Source organism: Bacillus sp. N1(2025), from assembly GCF_053470005.1.
Genome location: NZ_JBLTJB010000001.1, coordinates 113,462 through 133,124, shown reverse-complemented (window position 1 = coordinate 133,124; position 19,663 = coordinate 113,462). Strand labels below are relative to the sequence as shown.

At 47.3% G+C, this 19,663-nt stretch carries 17 protein-coding genes and 1 pseudogene; 6 read left to right on the top strand and 12 right to left on the bottom strand.

The features are described from left to right. Positions 1-25 precede the first annotated feature (25 nt). The 4 genes from ytfJ to sppA all read right to left on the bottom strand — a co-directional run bounded on the left by ytfJ (position 26) and on the right by sppA (position 2,758). Positions 26-466, bottom strand: a complete 441-nt coding sequence (gene ytfJ / locus ACNFN4_RS00735; RefSeq protein ID WP_003152423.1) for a GerW family sporulation protein — start codon at positions 464-466, stop codon at positions 26-28. A gap of 12 nt (positions 467-478) precedes the next feature. After that, a complete protein-coding gene (locus tag ACNFN4_RS00730; protein WP_025649721.1) occupies positions 479-1,168 on the bottom strand; it encodes a DUF2953 domain-containing protein in 690 nt (229 codons plus the stop codon). Between the two features lie 77 nt (positions 1,169-1,245). Further along, on the bottom strand, positions 1,246-1,737 hold the full coding sequence (locus ACNFN4_RS00725) for an RDD family protein (RefSeq protein ID WP_007408048.1): 492 nt from the start codon (positions 1,735-1,737) through the stop codon (positions 1,246-1,248). 13 nt (positions 1,738-1,750) lie between these two features. Then, complete coding sequence (gene sppA / locus ACNFN4_RS00720; RefSeq protein ID WP_003152419.1) at positions 1,751-2,758, bottom strand: signal peptide peptidase SppA; 1,008 nt, start codon at positions 2,756-2,758, stop codon at positions 1,751-1,753. A gap of 181 nt (positions 2,759-2,939) precedes the next feature. Here sppA and ACNFN4_RS00715 point away from each other — a divergent pair. Then, a pseudogene (locus tag ACNFN4_RS00715) lies at positions 2,940-3,746 on the top strand (NAD kinase). Positions 3,747-3,762: 16 nt separating this feature from the next. Here ACNFN4_RS00715 and ACNFN4_RS00710 read toward each other — a convergent pair. The 5 genes from ACNFN4_RS00710 to ACNFN4_RS00690 all read right to left on the bottom strand — a co-directional run bounded on the left by ACNFN4_RS00710 (position 3,763) and on the right by ACNFN4_RS00690 (position 9,773). Further along, positions 3,763-5,358: an amidohydrolase gene (locus ACNFN4_RS00710; RefSeq protein WP_017418363.1), complete on the bottom strand. Its 1,596-nt coding sequence runs from the start codon at positions 5,356-5,358 to the stop codon at positions 3,763-3,765. Between the two features lie 23 nt (positions 5,359-5,381). Continuing rightward, entirely contained in the window at positions 5,382-6,968 is a 1,587-nt protein-coding gene (mbcS, locus tag ACNFN4_RS00705) for an acyl-CoA synthetase MbcS (RefSeq protein WP_014418632.1), read from the bottom strand. A gap of 148 nt (positions 6,969-7,116) precedes the next feature. Continuing rightward, a complete protein-coding gene (locus ACNFN4_RS00700) occupies positions 7,117-7,338 on the bottom strand; it encodes an alpha/beta-type small acid-soluble spore protein (RefSeq protein ID WP_007408043.1) in 222 nt (73 codons plus the stop codon). 80 nt (positions 7,339-7,418) lie between these two features. After that, positions 7,419-8,624 (bottom strand): tRNA uracil 4-sulfurtransferase ThiI, encoded by a 1,206-nt coding sequence (gene thiI, locus ACNFN4_RS00695; RefSeq protein ID WP_015418002.1) that lies wholly within the window; start codon positions 8,622-8,624, stop codon positions 7,419-7,421. A gap of 3 nt (positions 8,625-8,627) precedes the next feature. Further along, entirely contained in the window at positions 8,628-9,773 is a 1,146-nt protein-coding gene (locus ACNFN4_RS00690) for a cysteine desulfurase family protein (RefSeq protein WP_022552830.1), read from the bottom strand. A gap of 193 nt (positions 9,774-9,966) precedes the next feature. On the opposite strand from ACNFN4_RS00690, the gene brnQ reads away from it, so the two are divergent. After that, positions 9,967-11,307, top strand: a complete 1,341-nt coding sequence (gene brnQ / locus ACNFN4_RS00685; RefSeq protein WP_448199937.1) for a branched-chain amino acid transport system II carrier protein — start codon at positions 9,967-9,969, stop codon at positions 11,305-11,307. 113 nt (positions 11,308-11,420) lie between these two features. Here brnQ and ezrA read toward each other — a convergent pair whose 3' ends face one another. After that, a complete protein-coding gene (gene ezrA / locus ACNFN4_RS00680) occupies positions 11,421-13,112 on the bottom strand; it encodes a septation ring formation regulator EzrA (RefSeq protein WP_095061275.1) in 1,692 nt (563 codons plus the stop codon). A 195-nt stretch (positions 13,113-13,307) separates the two neighbouring features. Here ezrA and hisJ point away from each other — a divergent pair, with 195 nt between their 5' ends. Continuing rightward, positions 13,308-14,120, top strand: coding sequence for a histidinol-phosphatase HisJ (gene hisJ / locus ACNFN4_RS00675; RefSeq protein WP_109567123.1), 813 nt, complete (start codon positions 13,308-13,310; stop codon positions 14,118-14,120). On the opposite strand, the gene refZ is transcribed toward hisJ, so the two are convergent. Next, positions 14,110-14,733, bottom strand: a complete 624-nt coding sequence (gene refZ / locus ACNFN4_RS00670; RefSeq protein ID WP_007408038.1) for a forespore capture DNA-binding protein RefZ — start codon at positions 14,731-14,733, stop codon at positions 14,110-14,112. The genes hisJ and refZ overlap by 11 nt on opposite strands. Positions 14,734-14,858: 125 nt before the next feature. Here refZ and ACNFN4_RS00665 point away from each other — a divergent pair, with 125 nt between their 5' ends. After that, positions 14,859-15,341 (top strand): GAF domain-containing protein, encoded by a 483-nt coding sequence (locus ACNFN4_RS00665; protein ID WP_007408037.1) that lies wholly within the window; start codon positions 14,859-14,861, stop codon positions 15,339-15,341. A 34-nt stretch (positions 15,342-15,375) separates the two neighbouring features. Here the strand turns inward: ACNFN4_RS00665 and ACNFN4_RS00660 are convergent, their stop codons facing one another. Next, positions 15,376-17,124, bottom strand: coding sequence for a sensor domain-containing diguanylate cyclase (locus ACNFN4_RS00660; RefSeq protein ID WP_267543356.1), 1,749 nt, complete (start codon positions 17,122-17,124; stop codon positions 15,376-15,378). Positions 17,125-17,414: 290 nt separating this feature from the next. Here ACNFN4_RS00660 and rpsD point away from each other — a divergent pair, with 290 nt between their 5' ends. Next, a complete protein-coding gene (gene rpsD, locus ACNFN4_RS00655) occupies positions 17,415-18,017 on the top strand; it encodes a 30S ribosomal protein S4 (RefSeq protein ID WP_003152406.1) in 603 nt (200 codons plus the stop codon). 255 nt (positions 18,018-18,272) lie between these two features. Next, on the top strand, positions 18,273-19,643 hold the full coding sequence (locus ACNFN4_RS00650) for an aldehyde dehydrogenase (protein ID WP_014418637.1): 1,371 nt from the start codon (positions 18,273-18,275) through the stop codon (positions 19,641-19,643). Positions 19,644-19,663: the final 20 nt, after the last annotated feature.

The following is a 19,663-nucleotide window of genomic DNA, read 5'->3' as shown; positions in this document are numbered from 1 at the left end:
CTGCGGGCGGCAGTTAACTTTTCTGTTATAAATCGATATCCGTTCTTTTTTGGTTCCGGCCTTTTTCATTCTTTTTAAACATATGCTGGATGCGTTCAATCGTTTGAGGCGCGGAGTCTAACAGTTTATCAATCAGATGGGTGTTTTCGTCCAAATGAAGCATACGCACGCCGTTTGTTCCGACAATCAGAAACGCAATCGGCGTAATGGATACTCCGCCGCCGCTTCCGCCGCCGAACGGGAGCTTCTGCTCTTTTCTTTCATCATCATCGGTTCTTTTTTCAGCCGGCTTTCCTCCAAACTCGCTTCCGCCCGCCGCAAATCCGAATCCGACCTTTGAAACCGTTAAGATTACGCTGCCGTCAGGCGTTTCAACAGGATCGCCGATGATTGTATTCACGTCAATCATTTCTTTTAAATTTTCCATAGCGGTTTTCATTAAACCTTGAATGGGATGGTCTGCCATATGCGCTCCTCCTTAAACTGATGAATCATTCTTTGAAGCAACCGGAACCGGCTGTTTCTTTCGTATGATAGAAAGTCCGTTCCGCCCGTATTTGAGCAATTTGAAAGCTGCACCTATAAGATGTCCAAAACGAAAAAAGAATATACACTGCAAATGCGTCTTGGATGCAGGCACTTGAAAAGACGGAATGACTTCGCACACCGGTTTATGTATGAAACGCAGATGATCATACAGCATCGCCGTAAGGCCTCCCTTTACGGCCCACAATCCGCCGGCGGCGATTCCCGTAACGGCGGCGTCCTTTATTCCGATAACCGTCACCCATTCGAACTTCGTAACACGGACTCCCGCAAGAAATGAGGCGCCGATTTGGCGCATCTGAAAGACTTGGTGCAGAATCATTTCTATTCTGTGAATGCTCTGTTTGACATCTTCATATGTGATTTTTTTCTTCTCTTTTTTCTGACCTTTCATTTCTGATTTCGTGTCCTGTTTGACATCAATTGACGCGTCTTCGCTGTTTACTTTAATGACGGGCAGCGTTTTTTTAAAACGGACCAGCCCGTATAAGGCCGAGAGTTTAAACGTCAGTTTGTCGTTATCTTTATCGTGAAGATATTCGAAAGTCAGGTGGATTTTCATCCTCATGAGCAGCCAGAACAAAATGAGAATGAGAATAACAGCTGCTGCGGCATATCCCATAAGCTTCACTTCCTTAGCAGCATTATCGCCAAAACAAAAAAAAATAAACCCGGACGTTTATTCCGGGTTTACTGCTTTTATTTGCGGTACAGCGCTTCGTGAATCACCGTTGTGTCGGCGATCAGATCATGAATGCCCTGCTTTTTGGGCGTAAACGCAATGACGATATAGAGAATCCAGATTTTATCGATATAACGCCCCACCGCTTCTCTGAAAATGACGGTGCTCCAAGTCAGCGGCTTTCCGGGCGTCAAAGAAGTGACCTTTAACCCGAAGACCATCTTGCCGAGTGTCTGATGAAACCATTTCGTCATGAACACAAAATAGGCGAGGTAGACGATCAGGGTTGTGACGGAATAAGCTGAGATTGTAAACATTCCGCTTGTTGCCGGGAGCTTCATCAGCGTGAAAATCGGTGAAACGATGAGATGGTTTAGCCCCCAGACCACCAGCCAATCAAGAAGAAACGCCCAAAACCTGATCCAAAAGCCCGCATATGCCTGCTCGGGCGCCCTCTGTTGTTCAGCTTCCTCTTCTTTGCCGTGAAAGCCTTCGTAAGTCGCGTCCATTCTTTCTTCCCCCCTACTTTGCATAGAGATACATCATCCGCGGCGAACCGGATTGCGAAATGAGTTCTTTCATATTCAGAAAATCAATTTCGCTTTTAAACATTTTCGCTGCGCTCATGGAAAAGAGCGAGCCTAATCCGAATCCTTCCTCGTATGTGATGACTGAAGCGTTTTTCATATTTTTATGGTCCTTTTTCATCGCGCTGATCGTGTCATCGTAAAAACCGAGCTCATCAACGAGGCCGATTTTTTTCGCTTGTCTGCCGTCGTAAACACGGCCGTCGGCAATTTTTTTCACATCCGCTTTTGACATGTGCCGGCCTTTTGAAATGACATTGACAAATCCTTCATAAGAATCGTTGACCATTGTCTGCATGATCTTTCTTTCTTCCTTCGTCATGTCGCGGGTCGGGGACATGATGTCTTTATGCGCGCCGCTTTTAATGGTTTCAAACTTGATGCCGAGTTCATCGGCGAGCTTGGAATAATTGACGCTTTCCATAATGACGCCCAGTGAACCCGTGAGCGTTTCCGGTGAAGCATAGATTTTATCGGCGGCCGTTGAAATATAGTAGCCTCCCGATGCCGCCATGGAGCCCATGGATACATAAATCGGTTTCTTCGTTTCTTTCTTTAGTTCTTCCAGTTTTTTATGTATTTCCGCGCTTTCGTACACGCCTCCGCCAGGGGAATTGATTTTCAGCACAATTCCTTTGACGCTTTTGTCTTCTTTCGCACGCTCAACCTGTTTTAAAAATGATCTGTGATCATACCCGCCTGAGCTGAGCAGGCCAGCGGACCCACCGTTATCCTCAATCGTGCCGTCCACTTCAAGCACGGCGATTTTACTGCCGGGGCTGCCCTTATCCAGCGTCACTTCCTCTGTGTCATCTGTCAGTGATGCAAAGTCAGACCCTGTATCTCCGATATTCTTCAGCACCCCGACGGTCACACTTGCAATGACTGATACGCCGAAAATGCCGAGCGCGATGACGAGCGCAATCCATCTTTTTGCATTCATTTGTTCTCCTCCTTTTCTGTCAATATTCGTACGTTCCCCCGTAAAAAAAGATTCATTTTTTTCATGAAGCGCTTTCCCTTAACGGATAAACAGGAAACATGTTACACTATTGCCACAGGTATTTTAACACAATACCTGCTGGGAGAAAAACGTAAATATGACAGCAAAGGGGAATGGGGATATGACCGATCTTCGCCGCAATGTTTATTTTTTTCACAAACAAAACAACGAAACAAAAGAACAAGTCAGCTCTTTGAAGCAGCTTGCTGAATCGCACGGTTTTACAGTTGCGGCTCAACCGGAGGATGCCGGAATTATCGCCAGCATCGGCAGCGACGGCTCATTTCTGCAAGCCGTCAGAAAAACCGGATTCCGTGATGACTGCCTGTATGTCGGCATCGCTAAGAAAGGGAAAGCCCATTTGTACTGTGATTTTCACAGCGATGAGCCTGAAAAAATGGCGGCCAGCATGACCGCGGAACAGCTTGAGGTCAGAAAATACCCGCTCATTCACGTAACGGTGGACGACAGCAATCATTTTCACTGTTTAAACGAGGTTTCCATCCGTTCAAGCATTATTAAAACGTTTGTGATGGATGTGTTAATTGATGATCTTCATTTTGAGACGTTCAGAGGAGACGGGATGATCATTTCCACCCCGACGGGCAGCACCGCCTACAATAAATCTGTTTCAGGCGCCGTTGTTGATCCTTTGATTTCCTGCATGCAGGTATCCGAACTGGCGTCGTTGAACAACAACACATACCGTACACTCTGATCTCCGTTTATTTTAAGCTCAGACCGGAAGCTGACACTGCAGGTGGTGCAAGACGGCAATGAGCATCCGATTATCGGGCTTGATAATGAAGCGCTCAGCACGCGGAATGTCAAAAAGGTTGAGATTAGACTATCCGATAAAAAAATCAAAACGGTGAAACTGAAAGACAACTCTTTCTGGGAAAAAGTAAAACGATCATTTTTATCATAAAAAAAGAGGACGGGCATCAGCGCCTGTCCTCTTTTTCATATACGATACGGCCGCCGACGACGGTTTTGACCGCTTCCAATTCATGAAGCTTTTTCGGGTCCGTCATGAACGGATCACCGCTGAGTACGGTAAAGTCGGCATCATAGCCGGGGGCGATCCGTCCGCGGCTATGTTCTTTATGGATGATGGCCGCGCTTCCCTCCGTGTAAAGCTGAATGGCTTCGTACACGGTCAGGCACTCTTTTTCATAATAGGCCGGACCTTCCGGGTGCTGCTTGCTTGTACGGAGCACAGCCGATTGAATGCCCAGAAGCGGATCGGCCGGCTCAATCGGGGCATCTGAACCTCCGGCGCACAGCAGCCCTTTTGACAGCAGTGTTTTCCAGGCGAAAGCCGTTTTCATCCGCTCTTCTCCGAGCCGGTCAATCACCCACGGAAAATCACTGGCCACAAAATGCGGCTGAAGATCAAGTCCGATCGGCAGCCGGGCGGCTCTTTCAATCAATCCGTCATCTAATACTTGCGCATGAATGAGCCTGTCTAGCTGTCCGGGCTTTGCCGGGTATCTTTCGATAACATCCAGCACCTTTTCAAATGCAAGGTCGCCAATCGCGTGCACGGCAATCTCCATCCCTTTCTCTCTCGCTTTATAAACAAGAGCGGCAAGGGTTTCGTCATCATGCACCTGAACGCCGGAGACTGACGGATCATCGTGATAAGGCTTTTTCAATAGAGCGGTTCTGCCGCCGAGCGCGCCGTCAGCAAAAATTTTCATCGCTCCGTATTCCAGATAAGGTCCGATCGATTTATCCAGAGCGCTCCAGCTGTCGACGGCTTCGTGATGTACGAGCAGATGGGCGCGAAAAGGATAAAGGCCGCTGCCGGTTAACGACTCGTACGCGGCAACGGGAATGGACGCGTCTCCGTAGTATGCCAGATCTTCTGAATGCCCGCCGGTCAGGCCTTTTGACCAGCAGTCCGTAATCGCCGTTTGAAGCGCGCGTTTGACATAGTGAAGTGAGACGGGCGGCAGGGCCTGTGTCACAAGCTCTTGGGCTTTATCCAGCAGGAGGCCTGTCGGACCGGTTCCGTCCCGGACGATAATCCCGCCGTATGGATCAGGTGTTTCGTTTGTAATTCCCGCCGCGCGCAATGCGGCCGAATTAACCGCCGCGGCGTGCCGGCATACCCGCTTCAGCAGGACGGGGCGGTCGGGAAAGAGCAGGTCAAGGTCATGCTTCGTGACGTAAACCGGCCGTTCAAACAGATTTTCATCCCAGCCTTCGCCGATCAGCCATTCGCCATCTTCCAATTCACGCTCTGCTTCTTTTGCAGCCCGCAGTATCGCTTCTTTTGACGTCAGCTGCGACAAATCGAGGCGAAGCTGTTTTTCCCCGTGCCCGATTAAATGCATATGACTGTCCGTAAACCCCGGGAACATGACAGCTCCATGTAAATCGATTTCCTCCGTATCAGGCGAACCGTATGTTCCTTGGAGTTCCCGGAAGCTGCCCGTCTGCCTGACGACGCCTTCTTCGGTATAAACGGCTTCAGTGACATGATTCTTGTCCAGCATTGTATAGATGGTGCCGCCGTGCCAAATCGCTTTCATCCCCGCTCACCCTTTATCCTGTATTATGCTTTTTTATCAGCCTTCAGCCGTTCTTCACGCTGTCTCAGCTCCACACGTCTGATTTTTGCGGACGCCGTTTTCGGCAGGCTTTCGACAAATTCAATTTCTCTCGGATATTTATAAGGCGCCGTAATCGTTTTTACGTGGTTTTGCAGTTCTTTGACAAGTTCGTCACTGCGCTTTTCATCGTCTTGTAAAACGACATAAGCTTTTACGATTGAACCTCTGATTTCATCCGGGCTCGCCACGACGGCACATTCTTTCACTTCCGGATGCTTCACGAGCGCGTCCTCTACTTCAAAAGGCCCGATTGTATATCCGGAGCTGACAATGATGTCATCATTGCGGCTCTCAAACCAAAAGTAGCCGTCCTCGTCTTTTTTCGCGCGGTCTCCTGTAAGAAAGTAATCTCCGCGAATCTGCTTTTTCGTTCTTTCGGGATCTTTATAATATTCCTTGAATAAGGCCGGTGTGCTCAAATGCACGGCGATATCGCCCGTTTCGCCCGTTTCGCATATTTCGCCTTTATCGTTTATAATCTCCACTTGATTTCCAGGGGTCGGTTTGCCCATGCTTCCCGGCTTAATATCCATATCCTTCAGGACGCCGACTAACAGGGTGCTCTCCGTTTGGCCGTATCCGTCTCTCACTTTAATGCCGAAATGCTTCCGGAATACGTCAATGACTTCCCGGTTTAATGGCTCACCAGCAGAAACTGCGCTGTGAAGGGCAGAAAGATCATATTTGTCCAACTCCTCCACTTTTGCCATCAGGCGGTATTCCGTCGGGGTACAGCAGAAGACATTTACTTGATGGCGCTCCAGCAGCTCTAAATACGTCTTGGCGTTGAATCTGCCGTGATAAATGACTCCTGTCGCGCCGCTTCCCAGAATTGCGAGCAGCGGGCTCCACACCCATTTCTGCCAGCCGGGCGCCGCGGTGGCCCACACTGTATCGTCTTCAGAAATATCCAGCCATGCACCGGCTGATGTTTTTAAATGGGCAAAGGCCCAGCCGTGTGTATGTACAACGCCTTTAGGCTGGCCGGTCGTGCCTGAAGTATAGGACAAAAACGCCATGTCTTCTCTTGTTGTATCAGCTGTTTGAAAACTGTCTCCGTCCGCTTCAATCGTTAGGAGGTTTTTCCAGCCGGCATCATTTTCACCGATTGACAATGTCACCAGCTGCCCGGTATTCACCTCGTCAAACGCGTTTATAAATGAAGGATAAACGATAGCGCCTTTCACTTCGGCGTGTTTGATCCGGTATTCAAGGTCTTTGGCGCGCAGCATTTCCGAGCAAGGAATGACGACCATCCCCGCTTTTAAGATCGCTAAATAAACGGCATACGCTTCAAGCACTCTCGGAACCATGACAATCAGCTTATCGCCTTTTTCAAATCCGAGACCTTTCAGGCGGGCTCCGATTTTATTCGTTTCTTCCATCAATTTTTCATACGTCCAGACTTTCTTGCCGCCTGTTTGATCTTCCCAAATAAGCGCGTTCTTCTCTTTGGAACGGCTGAACTTTTCGATTTCATTTACAAGGTTATAGTTCTTTGGGGCGATTAAATCTTCTCGTTTTAACACGAACAACTCCTCACTTTCTTTCCCCATTATACATAAACATAGGCCATTACAATAAAAATATGCATAAATTGCTTCCCGCCTTCTATCTATACTCATGAAAAAAGAGCGGGGAATTCCCCGCTCTCTTAGCCATTATGTGAAGTTGTGATTAAAACTGCTGCTGGCTGCTTCCGCCCATGCTTTGCTGAGCAAAAGAGACAAGACGTTTTGTGATTTCTCCACCGACAGAACCGTTGGCGCGAGAAGTTGTTTCCGGTCCAAGGTTTACACCGAATTCAGAAGCGATTTCATACTTCATTTGGTCGATAGCTTGAGCAGCGCCTGGCACTAAAAGCTGGTTGCTGTTTCCGCTGTTTGATTGTTGTGACATGTGTATCACCTCCTTGTGAGTATAGAATGTGATAAAACACATGTCTTCATTCAAAAAAACTTTGGTAATTGTATACAGTTTTAAAACAGGCCGGCAAACTTATCGTGAGCTTCCTGCTCTGAGTAAACAGTGATGGTTTCGATGCCGGCAGCGGCCTCAGCAATCAGCGGTTCAAAATCAACGAAGCTTTCGAAGTGCTCGATTTTTTCTTTTTTCGGGCGTGTTTTCGGACTTGGCGGCGTAAAGATGGTGCAGCAGTCCTCAAACGGCTGAATGCTTGTTTCATAAGTGCCGATTTCTTTTGATTTCTCGATGATTTCTGTTTTGTCCATTCCGATTAAAGGGCGCAAAACCGGTGTTGCCGTCACGGCATTGATCGCATACATGCTTTCAAGCGTCTGGCTCGCTACCTGCCCGAGGCTTTCTCCCGTAATGATCGCGAGCGCTTTCCGTTCTTCTCTGATTCTGTCCGCGATTTGCAGCATAAGACGCCGCGTCGCCGTCATCGTATAGTTTTCCGGGATTTGTTTTTGGATGAGTTCCTGCGTCTTTGTAAACGGCACGATATGAAGTGTCATACTGCCGCCGAACTTCGCGAGGCATCCCGCGAGATCCATGACTTTCTGCTTTGCCCGTTCACTCGTATACGGCGGACTGAAGAAATGTACGGCTTCAACTGATAATCCCCGTTTCATCGCGTAAAAACCGGCGACCGGACTGTCAAAACCGCCGGAAAGCATCAGCATCGCTTTACCCGCGGAACCGACAGGAAGGCCTCCGGCGCCTTTTTCGTTACGAATGGTCAGGAATGTCGCTTCCTCCCTGATTTCAATCCGAAGCGGAATATCGGGATGTTTCACATCGACGGTTAATCCATCCGTGTTTTTCAAAATATGCCCGCCGATTTCAGCGTTCATCGCATTCGTATCTAATTCAAACTGTTTGTAAGCCCGTTTCGTCTCGACCTTAAACGTATTCCCCGGTTTATATTCGCCTTCTATCGCGGCTAAAGCCGTTTTTTTAATGTCTTCCAGCTTGCTTTCGCATTTAATTGCGAGACTAAAGCTTTGAATGCCGAATATATTCTTTAATAAGGAACAAATTTCCTCCGGGTTTTCTCCATTAAGTGTAATTGACATCCGGTCCCGGTTTGAAAAGTATTTTACTTTTTTATAATCCTTTAATACCAGGCGGATATTCTGTTTTAATCTTTCAATAAAACTGCGTCTGTTTTTTCCTTTTGTGGATATTTCACCAAAACGGATTAAAATATGATCGTAATTCATATGCTACCTCATCATTTTTTTTAGTTTTTGAACAGCCGGCACCAGCGCGGCCATAAACGGCTCCGTGATGTCAGCCGTATGGCTGAAGTTCAGGCTGACTCTGATGCTGCTTGATGCAATCTGTTCGCCTTTATTCATTTGCAGAAGCACACGGCTCGGTTTGTGCTCTCTTGCCGAACATGCCGCGGTTGTGGAGACATATATTCCTTTTTCCTCAAGCATGTGCAGCAGCACTTCCGCCTTCACGCCCGGAACGGAAAAATTAATGATATGCGGCGCGCTGTTTTCGGCGGGGGTGTTGATGACGACCCCGTCCGTCCCGCTCAGCCTTTCCATGAGCGCATTCTTGGCAGCCTCCACGGAAGAAAGCCGCTCGTTCATGTCACGCGCGGAAAGATTGATCGCTTTCGCAAGGGAAACGGCGCCTGCCGTGTGTTCTGTTCCGGCGCGGACGCCTTTTTGCTGCGAGCCGCCCGTTATAAGCGGAATGAGCCGCGTTCCTTTTTTGACGATAAGCGCTCCGGTCCCTTTTAAGCCGTGAAACTTATGCCCTGAAACGGTGCAAAGGTCAATGCCCGCTTCTTCTATAGACAGAGGAACTTTATGAATGCCCTGCACATGATCAACATGAAACAGAATATTCCGGTGCTGCTTCAAAAACCCGCCGATTTCCTTTACGGGCTGAATGGAGCCGACTTCGTTATTGACATGCATGACGCTGACGATTATTGTATCCGGCCTGATAGCCGATTTGACGTCTTTCAAAGAAACGAAGCCGTTTTGATCGGCCGGAAGATATGTGACTTCAAAGCCGAACAGCTCTGTCAGCTGATCAAGCGTCTCCGTCACAGAAGGGTGCTCAATCGCCGAAGCAATGATATGTCTTCCTTTACTCATGTTTGCCCAGGCTGCTCCCTTTAACGCAGCGTTATTCGCTTCAGTCGCGCCTGATGTAAATACAATATCATAATTTTTTAAACGCAAGGTTTTTTTTATTTGCTGAGCGGCCGCTTCAAGGAGCTGTTCCGTCTCAGTTCCTAACTGGTGCAGAGACGAAGGATTGCCGAAATACCGGCTGCTCGTCTGTTTGTACACATCCAATACCTCTTCATACGGCTCGGTCGTTGAGCTGTTGTCTAAATATATCATTTTTTTTACTCCTTTAATGAAAACGGTACATCGTATGATATTTATGCTACCATAACAAAAGTAAATATAAATTCGCAATAAATCGAGTATTGACTTCTCTGTACATTGCCATATAATAAGTAATGTTCGTTTTGTTATATTATCTGACAATTAATTGACAGAATATTTCAACATAGTATTTAGGAGGATTTTTATGAAACACTCACTACCTGTCAAAGATACCGTTATTATCGGTTTCATGCTTTTCGCACTTTTTTTCGGGGCAGGAAATATGATATATCCGCCGGAGCTCGGGCAAGCGGCGGGGCATAATGTCTGGAAAGCGATGGGCGGTTTCTTACTGACCGGCGTAGGTCTGCCGCTTTTGGGTATTATCGCCATCGCATTAACGGGCAAAGACGCGAAAGGGCTTGCCGATAAAGCTCATCCGGTATTCGGGACTATTTTCACCGTTATACTTTATTTATCAATCGGGCCGCTTTTCGCGATTCCGAGAACCGGAACCGTTTCATATGAAATCGGTGCAGTTCCGTTTTTAAGCGGCATTCCGGAAAGATTATCTTTATTTGTTTTCACGTTGATCTTTTTTTCTATTACGTATTATTTAGCTCTTAATCCTTCCAAAATCGTTGACAGAGTCGGAAAGATTTTGACTCCTATTAAATTCGGTATTATTTTAATTATCGTCGTAAAAGCCATTGTCACTCCGATGGGCGGGCTGGGCGCCGTACATCAGGCATATTCCGGAACGCCGGTGTTCAAAGGATTTTTGGAAGGCTATAAAACAATGGACGCGCTCGCCTCAATCGTCTTCGGCGTCGTTGTCGTCAACGCTGTTAAAAGCAGGGGCGTCACCCAGCGTAAAGCGCTCGCGGCCGCTTGTATTAAAGCGGGTCTGATTGCAGCGGCAGGTTTGACATTCATTTATTTATCTTTGGCCTATTTGGGAGCGACAAGCACGGACGCTGTGGGGCCGCTCGGCGAAGGCGCAAAGATTTTATCAGCTTCATCTGATTACCTGTTCGGTTCACTGGGAAACATCGTTCTCGGCGCCGCCATCACCGTTGCGTGTTTAACGACAAGCATCGGGCTTGTCACATCTTGCGGCGAATATTTTTCAAAATTGATTCCCGCTTTATCATACAAAATGGTGGTTACGATTGTCACGCTGTTCAGTCTGGCGATTTCAAATTTCGGACTTGCTGAAATTATTGCATTTTCAGTTCCTATTTTATCAGCCATTTACCCGCTGGCGATTGTCATTATCGTCCTTTCCTTTATTGATAAAATCTTTAAGGAAAGACGGGAAGTCTATATCGCCTGCCTGATCGGAACAGGGCTGTTCAGTATCTTGGACGGTTTGAAGGCAGCCGGCATTCCGCTCGGATCATTAGATTCATTCTTAAACGCAAATCTTCCGCTTTACAGCATGGGAATCGGCTGGGTGCTTCCGGGCATTGCCGGAGCGATCATCGGCTGCATTATCACGTTTTTTACCAGCCCGCCCATCGAATTAAATAAAGCAAAATCGTAACATTCAGCGCCTGCGGCTTGACGTATATCAGCCGCAGGCGCTTTTTATATTCCGTGAGAAACTAAAAAACTGCACCTCTGATTTCCATCAGGGTGCAGTTTTTGCTTGTGCGTCTATGAAGCAGATTGATCAGCTTTAATTTTTTTCACGGCGCCGGGAGCTGCTTTTTCAACAGCATCTGCCGCCATCTCATAAGCTTCATTATAGCTGTAAGCGTAAAACAGCCGTTCCGCTTCTTTCAGCTGTTCGGATAAAATATGATTCTGGCTTCGGAAGCGGTTGCCGTACTGGATGATCCGCTCAATCAGCTTCACCTGAATCACAAGATCTTCCGCCTCTTCGCTGACTTCCTCAACCACCTTTTCGGCTTCGGTCAGATGTTTGGCGGCTTCCTCCATGTTCAGCGGCAGCTCTTCCAATTGGCTGACGGTTTCTTCTATATGATGATTTGCCGTCTCGAGCTTGTCCTTGACTTGTTCAGGAATTCCCGGCACGTTGCTTTTTTGCAGCATTCGGGCCGTGTCAGAAATGGTTTTCCGAAGATGCATCAGCGTTTCCCGCGCCTGCAGTTCTTCTTTTCTGAGCGCCTGCAGATTTTCACGGTATTCGGCATGTTCTTTCTGAGCCTCTTCCATCTGCTTTTCGATGGCCTCGACTTCTTCAATCAATAGAGAGTAAGCGACATGCTCACCATCAAGCTTTTCTCTCGCCTGCTCAAGGAGCCGGCCGATCGTTTCCAGCTGTTTTTCGAAGGCATGCTGTCTGCCGATTTCTCCCGCCGTCAGCTGATAGCTTTCCTTGACGAGCTCCGTTTCGGTTTTTGTGCGGTCTTTTTCTTCCTCAAGCTTCTCATACGCGATGATCAGCTCAGGCATTTTGCTTAATACGGACTGTCCGGCTTCCACTTCGCCTTCCAGCTGGTCATACATCGATTGAATGGTTTCATCAATCAGCTGAAGAATGGCGGACGCTTCGTCAACATCCAATTCTTCCAAAAGCGCGTTTTCGGCCCGTTTCAATTGATTTGTGAGTGTATCCAGCTCTTTTTCGATTTGAATATGCTCCAATTTGTAGCCTTTTTCCGTCATTTCCCGGTAGCCGTCTTTCAGCTTGGCAATTTGGTTCGGCACGGTCTGTTTACAGTCCGCAAGCAGTTTCGGAACGTCATCTATGTATGTCTGAAGCTGATCCAGTCTGCGGTCCTGTTCAAGCAGCACTTTTCTCGCTTTGATGTAATTGCCGCTTTCCGTCTCTTCTTCGAACTCTTTTATGCCGCTCCAGATTTCGTCGAGATCCGTCTCCAGGCTGTTATAAAGCTCTCCGTAGAGATGGCTGTACGCCAGAAGGTTTTTCCGCGCTTTTGAATACCGCTCACGCACCTGTTCAATCTCTCCGCGGCTTTTTTCCTCGCTCGTCACAAGGTCGCTGATCTCACGCAGTATGCCTTCTATATTTGATTCGGCTGCAGTGAGGAGGTCGTCGATGTGGACAAGCACCTGATTCGCTTTTTTAAAGCGGTATTTGTCGGCGTTCTCTTCGGCATCATAAAGGAGCTCTTCTACTTTCGGCAGATGGGCTGTGACAATTTCATCCCACTCCTCGCGCCATCTTTCAAAGAACTCTTCCGTCTCTCCGGTCATTTTCAGATGTTTGATCTTGGACATTTCTTCCACTATCGAACGGTTTAAAATTTCAATCTTCCATGACTCCAGCCGGTCAATTTCCGTATAAATTTTTTTCCTGAAAAAGTAGCCCGCCGCAAAGAGCGCGAGCAGTATAACCAATAATCCGATGACTAACTCCATAATGAGCCCCCTTGTTGTTCTCTTAATCTGTCAGGGTGTTTTATGTATTCAGAAAGATTTCAATATATGTATTGAGAAAATCTGTCGTTTTCATTGTTATTATGATACCATGTAACCAACATTTTTTGACCAGAAATCAAAAACTTTTTGCATAATTTCGGCAGGATTCTGCAATTTTTTAATGGAGTGACACAAATGGAAAAACGAGACGCTCATATCCACACGCCTTTTTGCCCTCACGGCTCGAAGGATGCGCTGAAACAATATGTCGAAAAGGCCCTGGAAAGAGGCTTTGACTCGATCACATTTACAGAGCACGCCCCCCTTCCTCCGTCATTTCAAGATCCCGTACCGTTTCAGGACAGCGCGATGGATCTCAGACAGATGGAGGTTTATTTGGAGCGGCTGTCACAGCTGAAAAAGGAATACGCTGGACAAATCAGCATTCTGACTGGGCTAGAAACCGATTTTATCACAGGGTATGAAGAGGAAACCGCGGCGTTTCTGAACACGTACGGCCCCTCACTGGATGACGGCATTTTATCCGTTCATTTTTTGAAGACCGGCCCGTCTTATATATGCCTCGATTTTGACGAGCACGCCTTTCAGCAGCTTGCCGACCGCTTCGGAAGCGTTGAAGCCGTATATGAACAATACTATGAAACTGTGTATTCTTCCATTGTAACACCGCTCGGCCCCTTTAAGCCAAAACGGGTCGGCCATATCACGCTCGTCAAAAAATTCGCGCGTCTTTTCCCTTACAGCATGTCACCTCAAATAAGAGAGCTTGCGGCCCGCTGTCTTGACGCCGTGAAAGAACACGGAATGGAGCTGGATGTGAATACATCCGGGCTCAGAAAGAAGTTTGCCGGGGAAGTATACATGGAGGATTGGATGGCTGAGACGGCGAAGCAAAAAAAAATCCCGCTCATATTCGGGTCGGACGCCCATCAAGCGGAAGATGTCGGCAGTTCCTATGAAACGTACAAAAGCATCATTACTTCATAAGCGCCGCATCAGGCCGTCGGAACACGCTTTCGATCCAGATCTTCACCTCTTCAAAATACCTTTTATAAAAGTACGGTTCATGAGGCTGCATATAGAGCACCTCGGTAATGTATTGAGGCTGAAGATACGGCATCATCAAGAGGGATTTCAATTGCAGAATAAAATGCGGCACGGGCAGCGTCAGCCGTCTGTGGCGTGACTGCCCTTCTTCAATCACCAGCTGGAAAATATATTTTTCTTTCATTAAGTAAGTAGACATAATTTCCCTGATAAGCACGGAATCAATCGTTACTTCCCGATATACAAACCGCGTTAATTGACGGTTATCGTGCTGATAGGATAAAATATCGAAAATCACCCGCAGGATGCGTTCCTGCGCGTCTTCACCGTTCATACTGACGGCGGCTTTTTCCAGCGCTTCAGTATAGCCTTCGTAAAACTCGGAAACTAAATGTTCCATTAATCCGCCTTTCCCTTTAAAATAGTAGGAGATGTGCGCAACATTTACATCAGCTGACTTTGCGATTTCACGGACGGACGTGCCGGAATAACCTTTTTGGTTAAACAGCTGGACAGCGGCGTTAATAATTTTGTCTTTGGTGCTTACTTTCATACGGCTCACCCCTTTATGTGTAACAATTCAAGCAGAAAGGCGCCGTTCCTGTAAGAACTTCTCGACAAATGCCGGCAGAACGGCCGGAACTTTGTTTGATATTATAGAAAAAGTGAGGGTTTTCCATGTTTCATGTCGAAAAACAATCCGGAGATAAAGAAAAAAGTTATCAGCTTCTGCTTAAACAGCTCGAAGCCATGACAGAAGATGAAACGGATGCGATCGCAAATTACGCGAATGCGTCAGCGCTTTTATACCATTCATTACATGAAGTCAACTGGGCGGGGTTTTACTTCGCTAAAGAGGGCGAGCTCGTGCTCGGACCGTTTCAAGGACTTCCTGCCTGTGTGCGCATTCCGTTCGGCAGAGGCGTATGCGGCACTGCCTACTCTAATGGCGACGTGCAGCGGATTGCCGATGTGAATGCGTTCCCGGGACACATCGCCTGTGACGCGGCTTCCCAGTCAGAAATCGTTCTCCCGATCCGCGTAAACGGTGAAGTGATCGGTGTGCTGGACATTGACAGCCCCGTGAAAAACCGTTTTGATGAAACGGACGAAACCTATTTAGCAAAGTTCGTTGAAACGCTTGAAAAACGATTAGGATAAAAAAAGGAGCCCGGCCGGCAGGCCGGCTCCTTTTTTATGTCGTCGTGCTGTTTTGATGGATGATCAGCCGGTTTTTGCCGTTCCGTTTGGCGATATAAAGCGCCTCATCCGCTTGCTGAACGAGCAATTTCAACGGCATCGGGCCGGACTTTGACCAGCAGGAAACGCCGCAGGAAATCGTCACGCGCGGCTCGGTGTTTTCCCGGATGGCGCGAACCAGCCTTTTAGCGATGCGTTCTCCGGATGACACGTTGATATTCGGCAGATAGACAGCCAGCTCCTCGCCCCCCCACCTTGCAGCGACATCATGCTCACGAATATGGTTCTTCATAACGGAGGCCACCTGAATCAGGATCGAATCTCCCGTTTGATGACCGTATGTATCATTAATATTTTTGAAATTATCGATATCAACGAGGATGAATACACCCCGTTTATGAATTTTCATGCTGTATTGAATTTTCTCATCCAAATAGGTTCTTGAATACAGCTCCGTCAGCTGGTCTGTCTGAACAAGATGCTCAAGCCTGTCGCGCAGCATGGAGTTCGTGACCGCCAATGTCGCATGGTGAATGAGCGCTTGAAAAAGCTTATACATTTCAAACGTAAAAGCATACAAATCCTTTTTCAATAAAATCGCGAACCCGAAGACGGTGTCATTTTCGATCATCGGCACCGCCATCAGCGAGCCGTAGCCGTTTTCGCCGAATACAGTCTTTCCGCTGCCGATAAACACGCCCTTTTCTCCCTCGAACAGCTTTTCTTTCACAATGCTGATATAAGGGTTCGCACGTTCTGTCTTAAAAAAAGCGGTATGTCCCGGAAGCAGATTTTGCGTCTCAAAATGATCAATATGAAAAAAAGCCACTTCTTCCGCATGAAACGACTGGGTCATAATGGCGGCGAGCTCCCGCATCGTATCAGTGAGTCTGAGGCGCTGATTCAGCTGGCGCGATGTTTCATTAATGAGCTCCAGATTCGCAATGCTTTTTTTCGATTGCTCATAGAGCTGCGCATTTTCAAATGCTTTTCCCGCTGCGCCCGCAAGCAGCAGCATTTCACTGAGAGTACTGCACGAAAGAACGGCATCCTGCAGCCCCTCCGTCTTCAGAACCCCGTATGTCCCCTGCTGGCCTTTGATCGGCAGGTAAGCAGATGACCTGCCTTTTCTGAGCAGTCTCCCCGATAAATAAACCTTCAGGGCAGACGGATCGGCATCTTTTCCGTCCATATGTAATTCTTTTGCGGGAAGCTGTCTGTCCGTATCCTGATCCTGCGTGATAAACAGTGAAAAGCGGAAAGACCGGAAAGCCGTACTCAAACTTGCCTGCAGTTTTTCCAAAACCTCATTTTGGTCCAAAAGCGAATGGAACATTTCTGTCATTCTGTGAATTTTCCGCTGATGCTTCGTTTTGTCAAACAGCCCGCTTTGTCTCACAGATTGATTAATAAACTGAGTAACGATCTCAGGCAATGATTCCGGGATCGGCAGCCCGACTTCCGAGCGCAGATAAAAGGATCTGCCGGACGTCTGATTCCTGATCATAAAACGGCCGTCACTCTCTTTCAGCGGAGCATAATGCGGTTCATCTTCTGTTTTTATGGTGAAACGTGTTGATTCTGCCGGTGAAAGGGTCAATGAAAGAGATGTAAAGCAGGATTCGAGAGCTGAGGCCAGCCATAACAGCGAGTCGGATAATGAGACGGATTCAGATTTCGTTAAGAAAAAAGAAAGCATTTTCTGATGAAAGGCCGTCACTTCATCAATTGTTTGTTTTTTCATTTTTATCACCTAAACATGTACTACTCATTTTTGTACATTATATCATAAACCGGCACTCTTCATGGAGAAATGGTTGACGGCGGCGGGGAAAAATCATATAATGTTCTTTGTGTGAAATATTGCAGCCTTTTTGTTCAGCTTCTGTGTTTGCATTTTGTTCCTTAGCTGTAAGGTGTATCGTGTAACTCTCTGCTGCTGGAGCGAGGATACATGAAAACAAAATGTGCACGGTCGGATCGAACAGACGGTTTTTATTTTCCACAAAATAAAACCAAAGGAGGAGTCACATTATGGCTCGCTATACAGGTCCATCTTGGAAACTGTCTCGCCGTTTAGGAATCTCTCTTAGCGGTACAGGTAAAGAATTAGAAAAACGCCCTTACGCACCAGGTCCCCACGGTCCGGGACAGCGTAAAAAACTATCAGAATACGGTTTGCAATTGCAAGAAAAGCAAAAACTTCGTCACATGTACGGTGTAAACGAACGTCAATTCCGCACATTGTTTGACAAAGCTGCAAAAATGACTGGTAAACACGGCGAAAACTTCATGATTCTTTTAGATGCACGTCTTGATAACGTTGTGTACAAGCTCGGTCTTGCGCGCACTCGCCGTCAAGCACGCCAATTAGTTAACCACGGTCACATCCTTGTTGACGGAAGCCGCGTTGACATTCCGTCTTACCAAGTAAAACCTGGTCAAACAATCGGTGTTCGCGAAAAATCAAGAAACCTTTCCATCATCAAAGAATCTGTAGAAGTAAACAACTTCGTTCCTGAGTACCTTACTTTCGACGCTGAAAAGCTTGAAGGTACATTCACTCGTCTTCCAGAGCGCTCTGAGCTTGCTCCGGAAATTAACGAAGCGCTTATCGTTGAGTTCTACTCCCGTTAAGTAAAACGCTCTTTAAAGAGCATTGGATTAAACCCCGGACATGTTGTAATGACAATGTTTCCGGGGTTTTTCTTTTGGGCTGTCAGAATAATGGACAGATGCTCCCTCTCTTTATTAAAAAAAGCCCCTGTCCGGGGCTTTTTTTATGTGCCTACTGGCTTTTCAGCTACATGTACATTAGAAACCCCCATTTGACAAGCAGAAGCGATTTTTTACATAATGAATCATCATACCTTACAAAAAAGGAGCGACTGAATGAACAGCATCCCCTCTATCGTCAGCAAACACAAAGCCTATTTTGCGGCGGGGCATACGAGACAGCTAGAATCGAGACTGAACATTTTGCAGAAGCTGAAACAAGCCGTCAAAACTCATGAAGCCAATCTCATAGCCGCTCTCTATCAGGATCTCCACAAATCCGAACAGGAGTCGTACACGACAGAAATCGGAATTGTACTGGAGGAAATCAGTTTTGTGATGAAGCGGCTGGGAAAATGGATCAAACCGAAACGAGTCAAAACGCCTCTGACTCACCTAGGCTCGAAAAGCATCATCATCCCTGAGCCGTATGGAACCGTTTTGGTGATTGCGCCTTGGAACTATCCCTTGCAGCTGGCGCTTTCACCCTTGATTGGAGCCATTGCGGCCGGAAACACAGTCGTTCTTAAACCGTCAGAATATACGCCGGCGGTTTCCGCTGTTCTTTCCAAACTCATCAGCAGCGTTTTTCCGAGTGACTATGTCGCTATGGCGGAGGGCGGACCCGACGTCAGCACTGTGTTATTACAGCAGCCCTTTGACTATATTTTCTTCACAGGAAGCGTTGCCGTGGGAAAAATCGTCATGGAGGCCGCCGCCAAACAATTAATTCCCGTTACCTTGGAGCTCGGCGGCAAAAGTCCCTGCATTGTCCATAAGGATGCTGATATACAGCTTGCCGCCAAACGCCTCGTCTTCGGGAAATTTACAAATGCAGGGCAAACCTGCATCGCACCGGATTATTTATTTGTCCACCAAGATATCAAAACGAAGCTCACAGAAGAAATGAAGCGTGCGATCAGCGAATTTTACGGCCCTCAGCCTGAACAAAATCCGCAGTACGGCAAAATCGTCAGTGAACGCCACTATCAGCGGCTGCTCAGCTTTCTGAATGATGGCATCCCGCTCACAGGCGGACAATCTGATCCCGCTCATCATAAAATTGCGCCGACGATTCTAGATCAAGTGAAGGATGACTCTCCAGTGATGCAGGAGGAGATTTTCGGGCCAATTCTTCCGCTCTTTACATACCGTGATATCGGGGAAGTCATTGAGAAAGTCCAATCGCGCCCAAAGCCGCTCGCCCTGTATCTCTTCACAACAAACAAAGGAATCGAGCGAACTGTTTTAGAGAATCTGTCGTTTGGCGGCGGCTGTGTCAATGATACGTTAATGCATGTTGCGACACCGTATTTGCCATTCGGCGGCGTCGGGGAAAGCGGCATCGGCAGCTATCACGGATTTGACAGCTTTAACACGTTTACGCACAAAAAAAGCGTCGTCAAACAAACGAACCGCTTCGACTTCGCTTTCCGTTATCCTTCTTCCAAAAACGGGCTGCGAATGATTCGGAAAATACTTAAATAAAAAAGCGCAGAGTATCTGCG